Annotated in this window: 17 protein-coding genes; 14 read left to right on the forward strand and 3 right to left on the reverse strand. The window is 69.4% G+C overall.

Annotated elements, in window-relative coordinates:
- Positions 1-56 precede the first annotated feature (56 nt).
- The 13 genes from MCHUDSM44219_RS08610 to metK all read left to right on the forward strand — a co-directional run bounded on the left by MCHUDSM44219_RS08610 (position 57) and on the right by metK (position 15575).
- Positions 57-2654, forward strand: coding sequence for a YncE family protein (locus tag MCHUDSM44219_RS08610; RefSeq protein ID WP_162232087.1), 2598 nt, complete (start codon positions 57-59; stop codon positions 2652-2654).
- Between the two features lie 101 nt (positions 2655-2755).
- Positions 2756-3325, forward strand: coding sequence for a bifunctional pyr operon transcriptional regulator/uracil phosphoribosyltransferase PyrR (pyrR, locus tag MCHUDSM44219_RS08615; protein WP_082162116.1), 570 nt, complete (start codon positions 2756-2758; stop codon positions 3323-3325).
- A complete protein-coding gene (locus MCHUDSM44219_RS08620) occupies positions 3322-4269 on the forward strand; it encodes an aspartate carbamoyltransferase catalytic subunit (protein ID WP_048417826.1) in 948 nt (315 codons plus the stop codon). Before pyrR ends, MCHUDSM44219_RS08620 begins: the two co-directional genes overlap by 4 nt.
- Entirely contained in the window at positions 4266-5549 is a 1284-nt protein-coding gene (locus tag MCHUDSM44219_RS08625) for a dihydroorotase (RefSeq protein WP_048417827.1), read from the forward strand. Before MCHUDSM44219_RS08620 ends, MCHUDSM44219_RS08625 begins: the two co-directional genes overlap by 4 nt.
- Positions 5546-6049 carry a PH-like domain-containing protein gene (locus MCHUDSM44219_RS08630; protein WP_048417828.1) on the forward strand — a complete coding sequence of 168 codons (504 nt, stop codon included), beginning with the start codon at positions 5546-5548 and terminating at the stop codon, positions 6047-6049. The genes MCHUDSM44219_RS08625 and MCHUDSM44219_RS08630 overlap by 4 nt, the downstream gene beginning before the upstream one ends.
- The gene (gene carA, locus MCHUDSM44219_RS08635; RefSeq protein WP_048417829.1) at positions 6046-7170 is read left to right on the forward strand and encodes a glutamine-hydrolyzing carbamoyl-phosphate synthase small subunit; all 1125 of its coding nucleotides are present in this window, start codon (positions 6046-6048) and stop codon (positions 7168-7170) included. The genes MCHUDSM44219_RS08630 and carA overlap by 4 nt, the downstream gene beginning before the upstream one ends.
- The gene (carB, locus tag MCHUDSM44219_RS08640; protein WP_048417830.1) at positions 7171-10509 is read left to right on the forward strand and encodes a carbamoyl-phosphate synthase large subunit; all 3339 of its coding nucleotides are present in this window, start codon (positions 7171-7173) and stop codon (positions 10507-10509) included. It begins immediately after the preceding gene.
- A 2-nt stretch (positions 10510-10511) separates the two neighbouring features.
- A complete protein-coding gene (pyrF, locus tag MCHUDSM44219_RS08645) occupies positions 10512-11327 on the forward strand; it encodes an orotidine-5'-phosphate decarboxylase (protein ID WP_048417987.1) in 816 nt (271 codons plus the stop codon).
- Positions 11328-11692: 365 nt separating this feature from the next.
- On the forward strand, positions 11693-12010 hold the full coding sequence (gene mihF / locus MCHUDSM44219_RS08650) for an integration host factor, actinobacterial type (RefSeq protein WP_003932123.1): 318 nt from the start codon (positions 11693-11695) through the stop codon (positions 12008-12010).
- A 54-nt stretch (positions 12011-12064) separates the two neighbouring features.
- Positions 12065-12631, forward strand: coding sequence for a guanylate kinase (gmk, locus tag MCHUDSM44219_RS08655; RefSeq protein WP_048417831.1), 567 nt, complete (start codon positions 12065-12067; stop codon positions 12629-12631).
- 33 nt (positions 12632-12664) lie between these two features.
- Positions 12665-12979, forward strand: coding sequence for a DNA-directed RNA polymerase subunit omega (gene rpoZ / locus MCHUDSM44219_RS08660; protein ID WP_043408498.1), 315 nt, complete (start codon positions 12665-12667; stop codon positions 12977-12979).
- A gap of 17 nt (positions 12980-12996) precedes the next feature.
- A complete protein-coding gene (coaBC, locus tag MCHUDSM44219_RS08665; RefSeq protein ID WP_048417832.1) occupies positions 12997-14241 on the forward strand; it encodes a bifunctional phosphopantothenoylcysteine decarboxylase/phosphopantothenate--cysteine ligase CoaBC in 1245 nt (414 codons plus the stop codon).
- Between the two features lie 125 nt (positions 14242-14366).
- Positions 14367-15575 (forward strand): methionine adenosyltransferase, encoded by a 1209-nt coding sequence (gene metK, locus MCHUDSM44219_RS08670; RefSeq protein WP_048417833.1) that lies wholly within the window; start codon positions 14367-14369, stop codon positions 15573-15575.
- A 1-nt stretch (position 15576) separates the two neighbouring features.
- Here metK and MCHUDSM44219_RS08675 read toward each other — a convergent pair whose 3' ends face one another.
- From MCHUDSM44219_RS08675 to MCHUDSM44219_RS08685, 3 genes are read right to left on the reverse strand one after another with little or no spacing between them, the layout of a single operon-like run.
- Complete coding sequence (locus tag MCHUDSM44219_RS08675) at positions 15577-15831, reverse strand: hypothetical protein (RefSeq protein WP_048417834.1); 255 nt, start codon at positions 15829-15831, stop codon at positions 15577-15579.
- 5 nt (positions 15832-15836) lie between these two features.
- The gene (locus MCHUDSM44219_RS08680) at positions 15837-16250 is read right to left on the reverse strand and encodes a hypothetical protein (RefSeq protein ID WP_053081218.1); all 414 of its coding nucleotides are present in this window, start codon (positions 16248-16250) and stop codon (positions 15837-15839) included.
- A 45-nt stretch (positions 16251-16295) separates the two neighbouring features.
- Entirely contained in the window at positions 16296-17213 is a 918-nt protein-coding gene (locus MCHUDSM44219_RS08685) for an alpha/beta hydrolase (RefSeq protein ID WP_048417835.1), read from the reverse strand.
- Between the two features lie 42 nt (positions 17214-17255).
- Here MCHUDSM44219_RS08685 and MCHUDSM44219_RS08690 point away from each other — a divergent pair, with 42 nt between their 5' ends.
- Complete coding sequence (locus MCHUDSM44219_RS08690) at positions 17256-17996, forward strand: lysoplasmalogenase (protein ID WP_048417836.1); 741 nt, start codon at positions 17256-17258, stop codon at positions 17994-17996.
- The last annotated feature ends 40 nt before the right edge of the window (positions 17997-18036 follow it).

An 18036-nucleotide genomic window follows, 5' to 3' on the forward strand; every position in this document is an offset into this window, starting at 1 on the left:
CGACGGCGATGACCTCGCCTGCTGTGGATGCCGTCCCCGCTGCCGTGGTGTCGCCGGTGGGCGTGCCGGTGGCGACGCTGACGGAAGCACCGACAGAGGCGAAATCGCCCAGGGTGCATCCGATTGTTGCGAAAGTCGCGTCGGCGAGCGTAGTGCTGCCCGCGCCGGCCTCAACCCCGGCCGACAGCCCAGGCAAGCCGGGCGCGGCCCTGACGATGCTCGCTCTCGCATCGACCCCCCGTCGAGACAGCAAAGCTGTGGCCGCCGCGGTGCTGCCGACGTATTCGATTTCATCGGTTCCGGTGGGCGCGGAACCTGCCGGCGTGGCTTTGTCGGTCGACGGGACGCGCGCCTACGTCGCCAACTCCGCAGGCAAATCGGTGTCGGTGGTGAACACGGCCACCGGCGCTGTGCTGGCTACTGTGCCGGTGGCAGGGTCAGCCTCGGCGGTTGCGCTGAGTCCGACCGGCAGCCGGGCCTACGTCACGCTGAAGTCGGCGTCGAAGGTGGCGGTGATCGACACCGTCACGAACAAGGTGGTCGCATCGGTAGCGGTCGGACTGTCGCCGACGTCAGTCGCTCTTAGCCCGAACGGTTCTCGCGTTTACGTGACCAATACCGGCGGCGGAACCGTGTCGGTGATCGACACCGCGACCAACACACGGATCGCGAATGTGTCGGTGGGCCTTTCGCCGACCGGCATCACGATGAGCCGCGACGGTACCCGCCTGTACATGGCGCTGAAAGGCTCGGATCAAGTCGCGGTGTTCAACCCGGTGAATAACTCGGTGATAACCCGCGTCAAGGTAGGGAGCTCGCCTCGCGATGTAGCTGTTGCCCCGACCGGCACCCAGTTGTATGTCGCCAACGGCGCTGGCAGTGTTTCGGTGATCGACACGGTGACCAATCGCGTCATCGGATCGGCGATCCCGGTCGGTCCGGCGCCCACCTCGCTCGCCTTCAGCTCAGGCGGCTCACAAGTATTCGTGGCCAACGGAAATGACACGGTATCGGTGATCGACACCGCCACGAGCGCTGTCGTCCAGGCGTTCTCGATTGATGCGGTACCGGAATCGGGGGAGCATGACATCGCTGTCAGCGCCAACGGGACACGCTTGTACGTGACCGACCAACGCGACGGGATGTTGCGGGTGGTCTCTGTCGCCCCGGCAAACAACGCCCCGACGTTGACCGCAGGTCCGACCATCGGTGATCCCAGCGGGACCGACGCAACCGTTTCGGTGTCGTTCACCGTCGGAGATGTCGATGGAGACCCGTTAAATAGCACGGTTTCCGTTCAGCCGACGCAGGGTTCGGTGACAGTGACGGCGGTCACCACCACATACAACACCGAGTACACGTACCTCTACACGCCCACCGCCGCGGCCCGCGACCAGGCGGCCCAGACTTCGGGAGAGGACACCGACACTTTCACCGTGAAGGTCAGCGACGGCAAAGCCGATGTCTTCGTCCCCGTCCGGGTGGCAATCCTGCCTGCAGCACCGACATACGGCGTCACTACCGTCTCTGCGGGAAGTGGTCCCAGTGGAGCGGTGGTGACCAACGGCTTCGTCTACGTACCGAATTACGGAAGTGGCGATGTCACCGTCGTCGACGCCGCCACGAATCACGCCGTGAAAACCCTCACGACAGGTCGCGGGCCGCTGAGCATCGCGGCCAGTGATCAGCGCAAGCGCGTCTATGTCGCCAACTCGCTCGACAACACCGTCTCCGTCATCGATGCGGGCACCAACAACGTCATCAGAACCGTGACACTGAACATCCCGCGCACCCAGGTCGACAATCCCGAAGCGGGAACGATGTTCTACGACAACATGATCACCGAGTTGGCGGTGACACCCGACGGCAGCCGCCTGTATGTCGCGGCGACCGATGGCAGCGTGACGGTGGTCAACACTGCCGGTGACATCAACCAGATCCTCCAGACTGCCTCGCTGGGGCGTATGAACGACCTGAAAATCAGCGCTGATGGCAGGTGGTTGTACGGCACGCCTGGAGTGGGCCTGTCCATCATCGACACTTCCACCATGGCGGCGGTTGGGGTTCAGGTCGGGCCGGTGTGGAATCACGACGTCATGAGGTCGGCCTTCACCGACAGCACAGGGAACATCGCAGTCAGTCCGGACGGCAAGCGCGTATACGTGTCGGCAAGCGCCACAACCGTCGAAACCGGCACAGGCGGTCACACCAGTGGTTCCTTCATCACAGACGCATCGGGCGTCACCTGGTGGGTCAGCGGTCAGTACGGATTCGTGTCGGTCATCGACACGGATCCTGCCAGCGCCACCTACCGCAAAGAGATCGCGACCGTGAACATCCCCAACTGGGCCCAAGATCTGACCGTTTCCGGCTCCACCTTGTACGTCACGAATTGGGACGGCATGACTGTCAGCGCAGTCGACACTGCGACCAACACTCTGCTGACGAATGTCGTGACCGATCAGACGCGATCCGGAGGCCGAGGGCTCTCAGTCGACCTCTACTACGAGTGGGACCCCGAGACGCGATACCCGTACTTCAGCGTGGCCGCCTACGGCCGTTACATCGCAGCCGGGCCGACCGGAACTGCATACGTCACTGACTACTACGACGGTGCCGTCTACGTCGTCTCACGGAACGCACTGGCGGTGTAGCCGTCGTCGCGGGTCCGTCTGACACCTGCTAAGCTCGCCCGCAATTACCGACATCCTTTAACGACCGTCCCGTGAGGCGGAGAAGGAGGTCCGGGTTACCTGTGGCTGCCACCAGTGACCGGGAATTGATGTCCGCGGCGGACGTGAGTCGAACGATCGCCCGCATCGCCCATCAGATCATCGAGAAGACCGCACTCGACGCCCCCGACGCATCGCGAGTCATCCTGCTGGGCATCCCCACCCGAGGCGTGACCTTGGCCACCCGCCTGGCGCGCAACATCGCCGAGTTCAGTCAGACCGAGGTCGCCCACGGCGCGCTGGACACCACGCTGTACCGAGACGACCTGATGTCCAAGCCGCCCCGGGCGCTGGCCCCGACGTCGATCCCGCCCGGCGGTATCGACGGCGCGCTGGTGATCCTCGTCGACGACGTGCTCTACACCGGCCGATCGGTCCGCTCCGCGCTCGACGCGCTGCGTGACCTGGGCCGACCCCGCGCGGTGCAGCTGGCGGTGCTGGTGGACCGCGGCCACCGCGAGCTGCCGATCCGGGCCGACTACGTCGGCAAGAACGTGCCGACCTCGCGTAGCGAGAACGTCAAGGTCCGGCTCACCGAAAATGATGGAGCCGATGGGATTTCCATCGCACCATATGGAGGGCCGACGAGGTGAAACATCTGCTGACCGCGGCCGACCTGAGTCGCGACGACGCCACCGCGATCCTCGACGACGCCGACCGATTCCGCGAGGCGCTGCTCGGCCGGGAGGTCAAGAAGCTGCCGACGCTGCGCGGCCGCACCATCATCACGATGTTCTACGAGAACTCCACCCGCACCCGGGTGTCGTTCGAGGTGGCCGGCAAGTGGATGAGCGCCGACGTCATCAACGTCAGCGCGTCGGGATCGTCTGTGTCCAAAGGCGAATCGCTGCGCGACACCGCGCTGACGCTGCGCGCCGCCGGCGCCGACGCGCTGATCATCCGCCATCCCGCCTCCGGCGCGGCCCAGCAGCTCGCCGCCTGGACGGTCGACGAGGACGGCGGCCCGTCGGTCATCAACGCCGGCGACGGCACCCACGAGCACCCGACCCAGGCGCTGCTCGACGCGCTGACCATCCGGCAGCGCCTCGGCGGGATCGAGGGCAAACGGGTGGTGATCGTCGGAGACGTTCTGCACAGCCGGGTCGCCCGGTCCAATGTGGCGCTGCTGCACACGCTCGGCGCCGAGGTGGTGCTGGTCGCCCCGCCCACCCTGCTGCCCGTCGGCGTCACCGGATGGCCGGTCAGCGTGTCGCACGAACTCGACGCCGAACTGCCGCTCGCCGACGCCGTGCTGATGCTGCGCGTGCAGGCCGAGCGGATGAACGGTGGTTTCTTCCCCTCCTCGCGCGAGTACTCGGTGCGCTACGGACTGTCGGAGAAGCGGCAGGCGCAGCTGGCCGACCACGCCGTCGTGCTGCACCCGGGCCCGATGCTGCGCGGTATGGAGATCGCGTACTCGGTGGCCGACTCCCCGCAATCGGCAGTGCTGCAACAGGTTTCCAATGGCGTGCACGTCCGGATGGCTGTGCTGTTCCACCTGCTCGTCGGCGCCGAAATGGAGGCGATCAGCGCATGACCATCGTGCTCACCGGCGTCCGGCTCTACGGCGAAGGCGAACCCGTCGACGTGCTGGTCGGAGACGGGCAGATCCTGGAGATCGGCTCGGGACTGACCGGGGACGAGACCCTCGACGCCGCCGGTCAGATCCTGCTGCCCGGCTTCGTCGACCTGCACACCCACTTGCGCGAGCCCGGACGGGAATACGCCGAGGACATCGAAACCGGCTCGGCCGCAGCAGCTCTGGGCGGCTACACCGCGGTCTTCGCGATGGCGAACACTGATCCGGTCGCCGACAGCGCCGTGGTCACCGACCACGTGTGGCAGCGCGGCCGGCAGGTCGGGCTGGTCGACGTGCACCCCGTCGGCGCCGTCACCGTCGGGCTGCAGGGCAAGCAGCTCACCGAGATGGGCCTGATGGCCGCCGGCCTCGGGCAGGTCCGGATGTTCTCCGACGACGGTGTGTGCGTCGACGATCCGCTGGTGATGCGCCGCGCCCTCGAATACGCCTCCGGCTTGGGCGTCCTGATCGCCCAGCACGCCGAGGAGCCGCGGCTGACCGTCGGCGCCGTCGCTCACGAGGGCCCCAACGCCGCCCGGCTGGGACTCGCCGGCTGGCCCCGCGCCGCCGAGGAATCCATCGTCGCCCGCGACGCGCTGCTGGCCCGCGACGCCGGTGCGCGGGTGCACATCTGCCACGCCTCGACCGCCGGCACCGTCGAGCTCATCCGGTGGGCCAAGGAGCAGGGCGTCTCGATCACCGCCGAGGTCACCCCGCACCACCTGCTGCTCGACGACTCACGGCTGGAGTCCTACGACGGGCGCAACCGGGTCAACCCTCCGCTGCGGGAAGCCTCCGACGCCGTCGCGCTGCGACAGGCGCTCGCAGACGGCGTGATCGACTGTGTGGCAACCGATCACGCGCCCCACGCCGAACACGAGAAGATGTGCGAGTTCGCCAACGCGCGGCCCGGCATGCTCGGCCTGCAGACCGCGCTGTCGGTGGTCGTCGAGACGATGGTCCGGCCCGGCCTGCTGACCTGGCGTGACGTCGCCCGGGTGATGAGCGAGGCCCCGGCGCGCATCGTCGGCCTGCCGGATCAGGGCAGGCCGCTGGAGGTCGGGGAGCCGGCGAACCTGACGGTCGTGGACCCGGACGCCGTCTGGACGGTGAGTGGCTCCCAGCTCGCCAGCCGATCCGGCAACACCCCGTACGAGGACATGGAGTTCCCCGCCGTGGTGACGGCGACCCTGCTGCGCGGCACGATCACCGCCCGCGACGGGAAGGCCGGCGCATGAACACCGGGACACTGGTGGCCTCGCTGATCATGGCCGCGGTGGTCGCGCTGATCATCGCGATCCTGATCGGGGCGATGCTGCGCGGCTGGAGGCGCCGCGCCGAGCGCCAGGCCGAACTCATCGGCACGTTGCCGTCGCTGCCCGACACGGTGGGCTCGGCGACCGTCGCCCCCACCAAGGGGCTCTACATCGGCAGCACGCTCGTCCCGAACTGGAACGACCGGGTCGCCGCGAGCGACCTGGGCTTCCGCGCCAAGGCGGTACTCACCCGCTACCCGGAGGGAATCATGGTGCAGCGCACCGGCGCCGGACCGATCTGGATTCCCGAGGACGCGATCACCGCGATCCGCGCCGAGAAGAGCCTCGCGGGCAAGGCGCTGACCCACGAGGGCATTCTCGCCATCCGCTGGCGACTGCCCTCGGGAGTGGAGATCGACACCGGCTTCCGCGCCGACGACCGGCGCGAATATTCGAGATGGCTTCCGGAGGAGGTTGCATGACGGAGGACAGAGCCGTGCTCGTGCTCGAGGACGGCCGGGTTTTCACCGGCACACCGTTCGGCGCGGTCGGCGAGACGCTCGGCGAGGCCGTGTTCTCGACGGGCATGTCGGGCTACCAGGAGACCCTGACCGATCCGAGCTACCACCGGCAGATCGTGGTGGCCACCGCGCCCCAGATCGGCAACACCGGCTGGAACCACGAGGACAGCGAGAGCCGGGGCGACAAGATCTGGGTCGCCGGCTACGCGGTGCGCGATCCGTCGCCGCGCGCGTCGAACTGGCGGGCCACCGGAACGCTCGACGACGAGTTGGCGCGCCAGGGTGTCGTCGGGATCGCCGGGATCGACACCCGCGCCGTCGTGCGGCACCTGCGCAGCCGCGGGTCGATGAAGGCAGGCGTGTTCAGCGGCGCGGCGCTGGCCGACACCGAGCAACTGCTCGCCCGGGTGCGCGGACAGGCCGCGATGCTCGGCGCCGATCTGGCCGGCGAGGTCAGCACCGACGACCGCTATGTGGTGGAACCGCAAGGGCAGCAACGCTTCACCGTCGTCGCCCTGGATCTCGGCATCAAGACCAACACCCCGCGCAATTTCTCCGAGCGCGGCATCCGCACCCACGTGCTGCCCTCGTCGGCGGGCTTCGCCGAGATCGCCGACCTGCATCCCGACGGGGTGTTCCTGTCCAACGGCCCGGGGGATCCGGCCACCGCCGACCACGTCGTCGAGGTGACCCGTCAGGTGATCGACGCCGGTGTGCCGCTGTTCGGCATCTGCTTCGGCAACCAGATCCTGGGCCGGGCGCTGGGCCGGTCGACCTACAAGATGACCTTCGGTCACCGCGGCATCAACATCCCCGTGATGGACCACGCCACCGGACGGGTGGCGATCACCGCGCAGAACCACGGGTTCGCGCTCGAGGGGGAGGCCGGCGAAGAGTTCGACACCCCGTTCGGCCGGGCGGTGGTGACCCACACCTGCGCCAACGACGGTGTGGTCGAGGGGATCGCGCTGACCAACAAACGGGCGTATTCGGTGCAGTACCACCCGGAAGCCGCTGCGGGCCCCCGCGACGCGAACTACCTGTTCGACCAATTCATCGACCTGATGGCGGGAGACAAGTAGATGCCACGCCGCACAGACCTCAACCACATCCTGGTGATCGGCTCGGGGCCGATCCTGATCGGCCAGGCCGCGGAGTTCGACTACTCCGGCACGCAGGCCTGCCGGGTGCTCCGGGCCGAGGGCCTCGAGGTCACGCTGATCAACTCCAATCCGGCGACGATCATGACCGACCCGGAGTTCGCCGATCACACCTACGTCGAACCGATCACCGCCGAGTTCGTGGAGAAGGTGATCGCCCAACAGGCCGAGCGCGGCCACAAGATCGACGCGCTGCTGGCCACCCTGGGCGGGCAGACTGCGCTGAACACCGCGGTCAAGCTGTACGAGAACGGCGCGCTGGACCGCTACGGGGTCGAGATGATCGGCGCCGACTTCGAGGCGATCCAGCGCGGCGAGGACCGGCAGAAGTTCAAGGACATCGTCAGCAAGGTCGGCGGCGAATCCGCCCGCAGCCGCGTGTGTTTCACGATGGACGAGGTGCGCGAGACCGTCGCCGATCTGGGACTGCCCGTCGTGGTCCGGCCGTCCTTCACGATGGGCGGCCTGGGATCGGGCATGGCCTACTCGGCCGAGGACGTCGAACGGATGGCCGGTGACGGGCTCGCCGCGTCGCCTTCGGCGAACGTGCTGATCGAGGAATCGATCTACGGCTGGAAGGAATACGAGCTCGAGCTGATGCGCGACCACCACGACAACGTCGTGGTGGTGTGCTCTATCGAGAACTTCGACCCGATGGGTGTGCACACCGGTGACTCGGTGACCGTCGCCCCGGCGATGACGCTGACCGACCGCGAATACCAGACGATGCGCACCCTGGGCATCGAGATCCTGCGCGAGGTCGGCGTCGACACCGGCGGCTGCAACATCCAGTTCGCCGTCAACCCGAAAGACGGCCGGCTCATCGTCATCGAGATGAATCCCCGGGTGTCGCGGTCCAGCGCGCTGGCGTCCAAGGCGACCGGCTTCCCGATCGCGAAGATCGCCGCCAAGCTGGCCATCGGCTACACGCTCGACGAGATCGTCAACGACATCACCAAGGAGACGCCGGCCTGCTTCGAGCCGACGTTGGACTACGTCGTGGTGAAGGCGCCCCGGTTCGCGTTCGAGAAGTTCCCCGGCGCCGACGCCACGCTGACCACCACGATGAAGTCGGTGGGCGAGGCGATGTCGCTGGGCCGCAACTTCGTCGAGGCGCTGGGCAAGGTGATGCGCTCGCTGGAGACCAGCCGCGCCGGGTTCTGGACCGGCGACGACGTCGAGGGCGACGTCGACGAGGTGCTCGAGCGGCTGCGCACCCCGACCGACGGCCGGCTCTACGACATCGAGTACGCGCTGCGGCTGGGCGCCAGCGTCGAACAGGTCGCCGAGGCGTCCGGGGTGGACCCCTGGTTCGTCGACCAGATCAGCGGTCTCGTCGACCTGCGCGCCGAGCTGATCGACGCGCCGGTGCTCGGCGAGGAACTGCTGCGGCGCAGCAAGCACAACGGGCTCTCCGACCGCCAGATCGCTGCACTGCGGCCGGAACTGGCCGGCGAGATGGGCGTTCGGTCGCTGCGGCAGCGGCTCGGCATCCATCCGGTGTTCAAGACCGTCGACACCTGCGCCGCGGAGTTCGAGGCCAAGACGCCATACCACTACAGCAGCTACGAGCTCGACCCCGCCGCCGAGAGCGAGGTCGCCCCCCAGGCCGAGAAGCCGAAGGTGCTGATCCTCGGATCCGGGCCCAACCGCATCGGGCAGGGCATCGAGTTCGACTACAGCTGCGTGCACGCCGCGACCACGTTGAGCCAGGCCGGGTTCGAGACGGTGATGATCAACTGCAACCCCGAGACCGTCTCGACGGACTACGACACCGCAGACCGGCTCTACTTCGAGCCGCTGACATTCGAGGACGTGCTCGAGATCTACTTCGCCGAGCAGTACTCAGGCCGCGGCGGGCCCGGGGTGGTCGGCGTCATCGTCCAGCTCGGCGGTCAGACGCCGCTGGGGCTGGCCGCGCGGCTGGAGAAAGCCGGGGTGCCCATCGTCGGCACGCTGCCCGAGGCCATCGACCTGGCCGAGGACCGCGGTGAGTTCGGTGAGGTGCTCCGCAGGGCCGGCCTGCCCGCGCCGCGGTTCGGGATGGCGACCAGCTTCGATCAGGCCCGGCGGATCGCCGCCGACATCGGTTACCCGGTGCTGGTGCGGCCGTCCTACGTGCTGGGTGGACGAGGCATGGAGATCGTCTACGACGACGAGACACTCGAGGGCTACATCACCCGGGCCACCCAACTCTCGCCCGAGCATCCCGTCCTCGTCGACCGCTTCCTCGAGGACGCGATCGAGATCGACGTCGACGCCCTGTGCGACGGCACCGAGGTCTACATCGGCGGCATCATGGAGCACATCGAGGAGGCCGGGATCCACTCCGGGGACTCCGCGTGTGCGCTGCCGCCGGTCACCCTGGGCCGCAGCGACATCGAAGCGGTGCGGCGCGCCACGGAGGCGATCGCGTTCGGCGTCGGGGTGGTCGGCCTGCTCAACGTGCAGTACGCCCTCAAGGACGACGTGCTCTACGTGCTGGAGGCCAACCCGCGCGCCAGTCGGACGGTGCCGTTCGTCTCCAAGGCTACGGCGGTGCCGCTGGCCAAGGCCTGCGCGCGGATCATGCTGGGCGCCACGATCGCGGGGCTGCGCGAGGAAGGCCTGCTGGTGGCCGAGGGCGACGGGGCCACCGTGCCGCGCAACGCGCCGGTGGCCGTGAAGGAGGCCGTGCTGCCGTTCCACCGGTTCCGCAAGCACGACGGCAGCCAGATCGACTCGCTGCTCGGACCCGAGATGAAGTCCACCGGCGAGGTGATGGGCATCGCCCACGACTTCGGCAGCTCGTTCGCCAAGAGCCAGACCGCCGCCTACGGCTCGCTGCCCGCCCAAGGCACCGTGTTCGTGTCGGTCGCCAACCGCGACAAACGCTCGCTGGTGTTCCCGGTCAAGCGTCTCGCCGACCTCGGCTTCCACATCCTGGCCACCGAGGGCACCGCGGAGATGTTGCGGCGCAACGGGATTCCGTGCGACGAAGTGCGCAAGCACTTCGAAGAACCGAGCCCGGACCGGCCCGCGTTGTCGGCGGTCGACGCGATCAAGGCGGGGGAGGTGCAGATGGTGATCAACACCCCGTACGGCAACTCCGGCCCGCGCATCGACGGCTACGAGATCCGGTCGGCCGCGGTCGCGATGAACATCCCGTGCGTGACGACCGTGCAGGGCGCCTCGGCCGCGGTGCAGGGCATCGAGGCGAGCATCCGCGGCGACATCGGCGTGATGTCGCTGCAGGACCTGCACAGCGCGCTGGGGTCGTGAGCGTGGGCGGGTTCGGTGACCGCCTGTCCGGCGCGATGGCGCAGCGTGGCCCGCTGTGCCTGGGCATCGACCCGCACCCCGAGCTGCTGCGCGCCTGGGGGCTGAGCGCCGACGCCGACGGGCTGGCCCGCTTCAGCGACATCTGCGTGACCGCGTTCGCCGGCGTCGCCGTGGTCAAACCGCAGGTGGCGTTCTTCGAGGCGTACGGCTCGGCGGGCTTCGCGGTCCTCGAGCACACGATCGCGGCGCTGCGCGCCGAGGGGGTGCTGGTGCTCGCCGACGCCAAACGCGGCGACATCGGCTCGACGATGGCCGCCTACGCCGCGGCCTGGGCCGGCGACTCGCCGCTGGCCGCCGACGCGGTGACCGCCTCGCCCTATCTGGGGTTCGGTTCGCTGCAGCCGCTGCTGGACACCGCGCTCGCGCATGACCGCGGGGTGTTCGTGCTCGCGGCCACCTCCAACCCCGAGGGCGCTTCCGTGCAGCGAGCGGACGCCGGAGGGCGCACCGTCGCCCAGTCGATCGTCGACGCCGCCGCCGCGGCCAACGCGGGCGCACAGGCCGGGTCGGTCGGGGTGGTCGTCGGTGCCACGTTGACCGACCCGCCCGATGTGAGCGGCCTCGGGGGTCCCGTACTGGTGCCCGGCGTCGGCGCCCAGGGCGGCCGTCCTGACGCGCTGGCGGGACTGGGTGGGGCCCGGCCCGGCCAGCTGCTGCCCGCGGTGTCCCGCGAGGTGCTGCGCGTTGGACCGGACGTGGCGGCGCTGCGCGGCGCCGCCGAGTCGATGCGCGACGCGGTCGCGCACCTGCAGGGTTGAACGATCTGTGCGACACGCCCGACCGCGACTGACCTGGGAAAATTTCTCGGCTCACCCGCCTGGGGCGGGTGTGACGCACACCGGTGCCTGTTGGGGCGGCAGTGGTTGCGGGTCGGTGACCGCAAAACCGCCGATATGCAGGCATTTCCGTTCGATCAGGCGATTTCGGCAATCCCGGCTCCCGGCGACGCGCCGATCCCCGCGCGGGCCCCTTTGCGCCCTACACGCTGGGCTTTTGATCGCAGAACCCGGGGGTGGGGTTAGCTTTCGTCAGCCCGCGTGGGTACGGTCGTCCACGCTGGCCGGTTCGCGATCCACCACGACCGGCCGAGAGAAAAACAGATGGTGACGAGACGGAGGAACCCGTGGCCCTTCCCCAGTTGACCGACGAACAGCGCGCGGCAGCGTTGGAGAAGGCTGCTGCCGCACGTCGAGCCCGAGCGGAGCTCAAGGATCGGCTCAAGCGCGGCGGCACCAACCTCAAGCAGGTTCTCAAGGACGCCGAGACCGACGAGGTCTTGGGCAAGATGAAGGTCTCCGCTCTGCTGGAGGCGCTGCCCAAGGTCGGCAAGGTCAAGGCGCAGGAGATCATGACCGAGCTCGAGATCGCCCCGACCCGCAGGCTGCGTGGCCTGGGTGATCGTCAGCGCAAGGCCCTGCTGGAAAAGTTCGACTTCTCGTAAGAGGGGTCAGTGAGCGAAGGCGGAGGGCCGGACACGCACCCACAGGCTCCGGTCATGGTGCTGTCCGGCCCGTCTGCCGTCGGCAAGTCCACGGTCGTCCGCTGCCTGCGGGACCGCGTCGCTGACCTGTACTTCAGCGTCTCGGTGACGACGCGGGCGCCGCGCCCCGGCGAGCGCGACGGCGTGGACTACGCGTTCGTCACGCCCACCGAATTCCAGCACCTCATCGACGCCGGCGAGCTGCTGGAATGGGCGGAGATCCACGGCGGTTTGCACCGCTCGGGTACGCCCGCAGCCCCCGTCCGCGCGGCCACGGCCGCCGGCCGGCCGGTCCTCATCGAAGTCGATCTGGCCGGGGCCCGAGCGGTCAAGAAGGCGATGCCGGAGGCCGTCACGGTCTTCCTGGCCCCGCCCGATTGGCAGACCCTCGAGCGCCGGCTGACCGGCCGGGGCACCGAGACCCCCGAGGTGATGGCCCGCCGATTGGCGACGGCACGCACCGAATTGGCCGCGCAGGGCGACTTCGACGAGGTCGTCGTCAACAGTGAATTGGAATCGGCCTGTGCTGCGTTGGTATCCTTGCTGGTGGCCCGCACACCGGTGCGGCGCGACCAGTCTTGAATTCTCGATCCGAATCGCCAGGAGATCTTTTACGTGAGCACCCCGCACGCCGACACGCGGCTGGCCGCCGTGGACCTCGATCCGTCCGCCGCCAGCGCCTACGACACGCCGTTGGGCATCACCAACCCGCCCATCGACGAGTTGCTGGACCGCGCGTCGAGCAAGTACGCGCTGGTGATCTACGCCGCCAAACGCGCACGTCAGATCAACGATTACTACAACCAGCTCGGTGACGGGATCCTCGAGTACGTCGGTCCGCTGGTCGAGCCCGGCCTGCAGGAGAAGCCGCTGTCGATCGCGATGCGCGAGATCCACGAGGATCTGCTCGAGCACACCGAGGGCGAGTAGGAACGCGGCCCCAGGGGATGGCCGAGCGCAAACGGATCATCGTCGGCGTCGCCGGCGGTATCGCCGCATACAAGGCGGCGACCGTGGTCCGTCAGCTCACCGAGGCCGGCCACTCCGTGCGGGTGGTCCCCACCGACTCGGCGCTGAAGTTCGTCGGCGCCGCCACATTCGAGGCGCTCTCCGGTAACCCCGTGCACACCGGCGTCTTCGACGACGTCCACGAGGTTCCGCACGTGCGCATCGGCCAGTCCGCCGATCTCGTCGTCGTCGCACCCGCCACCGCCGACCTGCTGGCCCGCGCGACGATCGGCAGAGCCGACGACCTGCTCACCGCGACGCTGCTGACCGCGCGATGTCCGGTGCTGTACGCGCCCGCCATGCACACCGAGATGTGGTTCCATCCCGCGACCGTCGAGAACGTCGCCACGCTGCGCCGACGCGGTGCCGTCGTGATGGAACCCGCGTCGGGCCGGCTGACCGGCGCCGACACCGGGCCGGGGCGACTGCCCGAAGCCGAGGAGATCAGCACGCTGGCCCAGCTGCTGCTCGCCCGCGGCGACGCGCTGCCCTACGACCTGGCCGGGGTCAAGGTGCTGGTGACCGCGGGCGGTACCCGCGAACCCATCGACCCCGTCCGGTTCATCGGCAACCGCAGCTCCGGCAAGCAGGGGTACGCGATGGCCCGCGTCATGGCCCAGCGCGGCGCCGACGTGACGCTGATCGCGGGCAACACTGCGGGGCTCGTCGACCCCGCCGGCGTCCACGTCGAGCACGTCGGGTCGGCCGCACAGCTGCGTGACGCGGTGTCCAAGCACGCGCCGGACGCGAACGTTCTCGTCATGGCCGCGGCGGTCGCCGATTTCCGGCCCGCCAACCCCGCGGTCAACAAGATCAAGAAGGGGCCTGCCGGAGAGGGCGAGCCGACGATCGAACTGGTCCGCAACGACGATGTGCTCGCCGGGGCGGTGCGCGCCCGCGCCGACGGTCAGCTCCCCAACATGCGGGCCATCGTCGGGTTCGCCGCCGAAACCGGGGACGCCAACGGCGACGTGCTGTTCCACGCCCGGGCCAAACTCCGCCGCAAAGGGTGCGATCTGCTCGTCGTCAACGCGGTCGGCGAGAACCGGGCCTTCGAGGTCGATCACAACGACGGCTGGCTGCTGTCGTCCGACGGCAACGAGTCCGCACTGGAGCACGGTTCGAAGACCGTGATGGCGAGCCGTATTGTGGACGCGATCGCCGGCTTCCTGCACACCGGGTGAGCGGCCAGCGAACAGACATCGGCTGCGCGTAAAGGTTGCGCGCCGCAGGGGGACACGCTTGGGTGCTAGAGGCGCCCGGCACTGCGTGCCGTCGCAGACATGAGTGAAATGGAAAGGGATCGGACGTGAGTGATGCTCGGCTGTTTACCAGTGAGTCGGTGACCGAGGGGCACCCGGACAAGATCTGTGACGCCATCAGCGACTCGGTGCTCGACGCACTGCTCGCCGGCGATCCGAAGTCCCGGGTGGCGGTCGAGACGCTGGTGACGACCGGCCAGGTGCACGTCGTCGGCGAGGTGACCACGGCGGCCAAGGAGGCGTTCGCCGACATCACCAACACCGTGCGCGCCCGCATCCTCGACATCGGTTACGACCACTCGGACAAGGGCTTCGACGGTCTCACCTGCGGCGTGAACATCGGCATCGGCGCCCAGTCGCCGGACATCGCGCAGGGCGTCGACACCGCCCACGAGACGCGCGTCGAGGGCGCGGCCGACCCGCTGGACGCCCAGGGCGCCGGCGATCAGGGCCTGATGTTCGGCTACGCCATCGCCGACACCCCCGAGCTGATGCCGCTGCCGATCGCGCTGGCCCACCGGCTCTCGCGCAAGCTGACCGAGGTCCGCAAGAACGGGACGCTGGACTACCTGCGCCCGGACGGCAAGACGCAGGTCACCGTGCAGTACGACGGCACCACCCCGGTCCGGCTGGACACCGTGGTGCTCTCCACCCAGCACGCTGACGGCATCGACCTCGAGAGCCAGTTGGCGCCGGAGATCAAGCAGCACGTCATCGACGCGGTGCTCGCCGAACTCGCCCACGACACCCTCGACACCTCGTCGCCGCGCCTGCTGGTCAATCCGACCGGCAAGTTCGTGCTCGGCGGCCCGATGGGCGACGCCGGCCTGACCGGCCGCAAGATCATCGTCGACACCTACGGCGGCTGGGCCCGCCACGGCGGCGGCGCCTTCTCGGGCAAGGATCCGTCGAAGGTGGACCGCTCGGCCGCGTATGCGATGCGCTGGGTCGCCAAGAACGTGGTCGCCGCCGGGCTCGCGGAGCGGGTCGAGGTCCAGGTCGCCTACGCGATCGGCAAGGCCGCCCCGGTGGGCCTGTTCGTGGAGACGTTCGGTTCCGAGACCGTCGACCCGGTGAAGATCGAGAAGGCCATCGGCGAGGTGTTCGACCTGCGGCCGGGCGCCATCGTCCGCGATCTGGACCTGCTGCGGCCGATCTACGCGCCCACCGCGGCGTACGGGCACTTCGGCCGGACCGACATCGAGCTGCCGTGGGAGCAGCTGAACAAGGTCGACGACCTCAAGAACGCCGTCTAGGTCACCTCCACGGGTACAGCACGCCGGCGTTGACGTCGACGATGCCGTAGGAGTTCCAGTACCAGTCGTGGCAGACGTTCGGGTCCCAGCTCAGGACCTGACCGCCCGGGATCGCGGGGTCGCCGGGGCACCAGTGGGTGCACGTCAGCCCCGGCGGGCAGTTGCCTCCCTGGTAACTGGGGCCCTGTGCGACGGCGGCCGGTGCGCTGAGCAGCAGGCCGGCGACGGCGATCGCGACGCCGACGATTCGGATCATGACCGTCAGCCGTTCGGGCAGTTGGTGGTCGGCAGGAACAGCGACCAGCACCATCCCGGCGGCAGCGGCGGGGTGAGGTTCGGCGGCGGGGGTGGCGGCGCCGGCGGCGCCTCGCCCTCGAAGATGTTCGCGGCCACGTTGCCCTGACCGTGGTACACGTACCAGTAGGTGTGGCAGACGTTGTTGTCCCAGACCACCGGATTCACCCGGAGGTTCCCGGTCTGCACCGGCGGGTCACCCGGGCACCAGCGGCACGGGCCTTCGGGGCTGTCCTCGGGGCATCCCGGCCAGGACGCCGGCAGCGGAACGCGGGGTAGTGCGGCGGCGGCGCCCGAGCCGAAGCCCAATGCGGCCGCCGCGCCGGCCCCGGTCAGCAGTGCCGCGGCGCCGATGCGTCGCAGCGTGTGAATGTTGATCATGAACGGACGCTAGCCCCGCGCCCGGGCTACCGATCCCAAAAAGCACTACTGCAGTGCGGTCCGCAGCGCCGTGAGCGCGCGCTCGGTCGCCTCCGTCGCGGCGGGCACCACCCCGTGGTAGGCCAGGAAGCCGTGCACCAGCGTCTCGGCGTGGTGCAGTTCCGTGTCGACGCCGGCCTGCGTGAGCAGTTCCGCGTACCGCATGCCGTCGTCGCGCAGCGGGTCGTGCCCGGCGACGGCGATGTACGCGGCGGGCAGCCCGCCGAGCTCACCGACGGCGGGGACCAGTGTGGCGGGCGGCTGCGACAGGTCGGTGTCCGCCACATACCAGCGGGTGAAGGCCTTGCACGCGTCCAGGCCGAGGATCGGCGCCTCGGCGTTCTCGGTGAACGACGGCAGCGACGTGTCGAACGTCGTCGACGGGTACCACAGCAGCTGGAAGCGCAGCGGCAGGCCGGCGTCACGGGCCAGCTGCGCCATCACGGCGGCGAGGTTGCCGCCCGCGGAGTCCCCGGCGACCGCGACGCGCTCCGGGTCGCCGCCGAAGCGGCCGGCGTTGGCGGCCACCCACTGCGTCGCCGCCCAGGTGTCCTCGACCGCCGCCGGGTAGGGATGTTCGGGGGCCAGCCGGTAGTCGACCGAGACGACCACGGCGTCGGCGCCGACCGCGTGGATACGCGCCGCCGCGTCATAGGTGTCCAGATCGCCGACCGACCAGGCGCCGCCGTGGATGAAGATCACCACCGGCAGTACCGACGCCTCGGTCGGCGGACGGTAGACGCGCACGGGGACGGGGCCGGCGGGACCGTCGACGCTGTGGTCCTCCGTGCTGACCTCGGGGTGGACCGGGATCCGGGGGAGTTCGGCGAAGCGCTGCCGGGCCACGGCGGGCCCGCCATCGGCGGTGAGGGTGAACGGGACAGCGGCGAGCACCTTCGCCAGCACGGGATCGAGATCGGCCATGGCCCACACGGTAGCGTCCGCCCGTTTTAGTAGGTTCTGCCCATGACCACGCCGCTGCCCGTGACCGGTCGCCGCGCGGCACCGCGCGGCCGCACGTTGTGGGCGGCCGCGGCTGTGGTGGCGGCGGGGTACGGCGTGTTCCTGATCGTCACCGCGACGCAGGTTCCCGCGGGCGCCGAGCTGACTGGCCGGTTCGCGGCCCAGCCCGCGGTCAAGGCGCTGGCCGCGGTGCTGCTCGCCGCGGCAGCGGCCACCCACCCGGCGCTGCGGGAGCGGCGCTGGCTGATGGGCGCGCTGGCGTTCTCGGCCGCGGGTGACTTCTTGCTCGCGATGCCGTGGTGGGAGCCGTCGTTCGTGCTGGGTCTGGCCGCGTTCCTGATCGCGCACCTGTGCTTCCTGGCCGCGCTGCTGCCGCTGGCCGTGGTCACCCCTGGTCGGTCAGTGGCGGCCGGCGTGGTCGTGCTGGCCTGCGCGGCGCTGCTGGTGTGGTTCTGGCCGCGGTTGATCGCCGAGGGGATGGCCGTCCCGGTGACGGTCTACATCGGTGTGCTGGGCGCGATGGTGTGCACCGCGCTGCTGGCCGACCTCCCGACGCCGTGGACCGCCCTGGGCGCGGTGTGCTTCGCGGTGTCGGACGCCATGATCGGCATCAGCAAGTTCGTGCTGCGCAGCGAGGCACTCGCGGTGCCGATCTGGTGGTGCTACGCCGCATCGCTGCTGCTGATCACCGCGGGCCTGCTCTTCGGCCGGCCGGCCGTCCCCGCGGCTGGACCCGAGGGGTGACCGGCGCCCGGCAGGCCGCCGAGCACGAGCCGATCGCGCG

The organism is Mycolicibacterium chubuense (assembly GCF_001044255.1).
Taxonomy (GTDB): Bacteria; Actinomycetota; Actinomycetes; order Mycobacteriales; family Mycobacteriaceae; genus Mycobacterium; species Mycobacterium chubuense.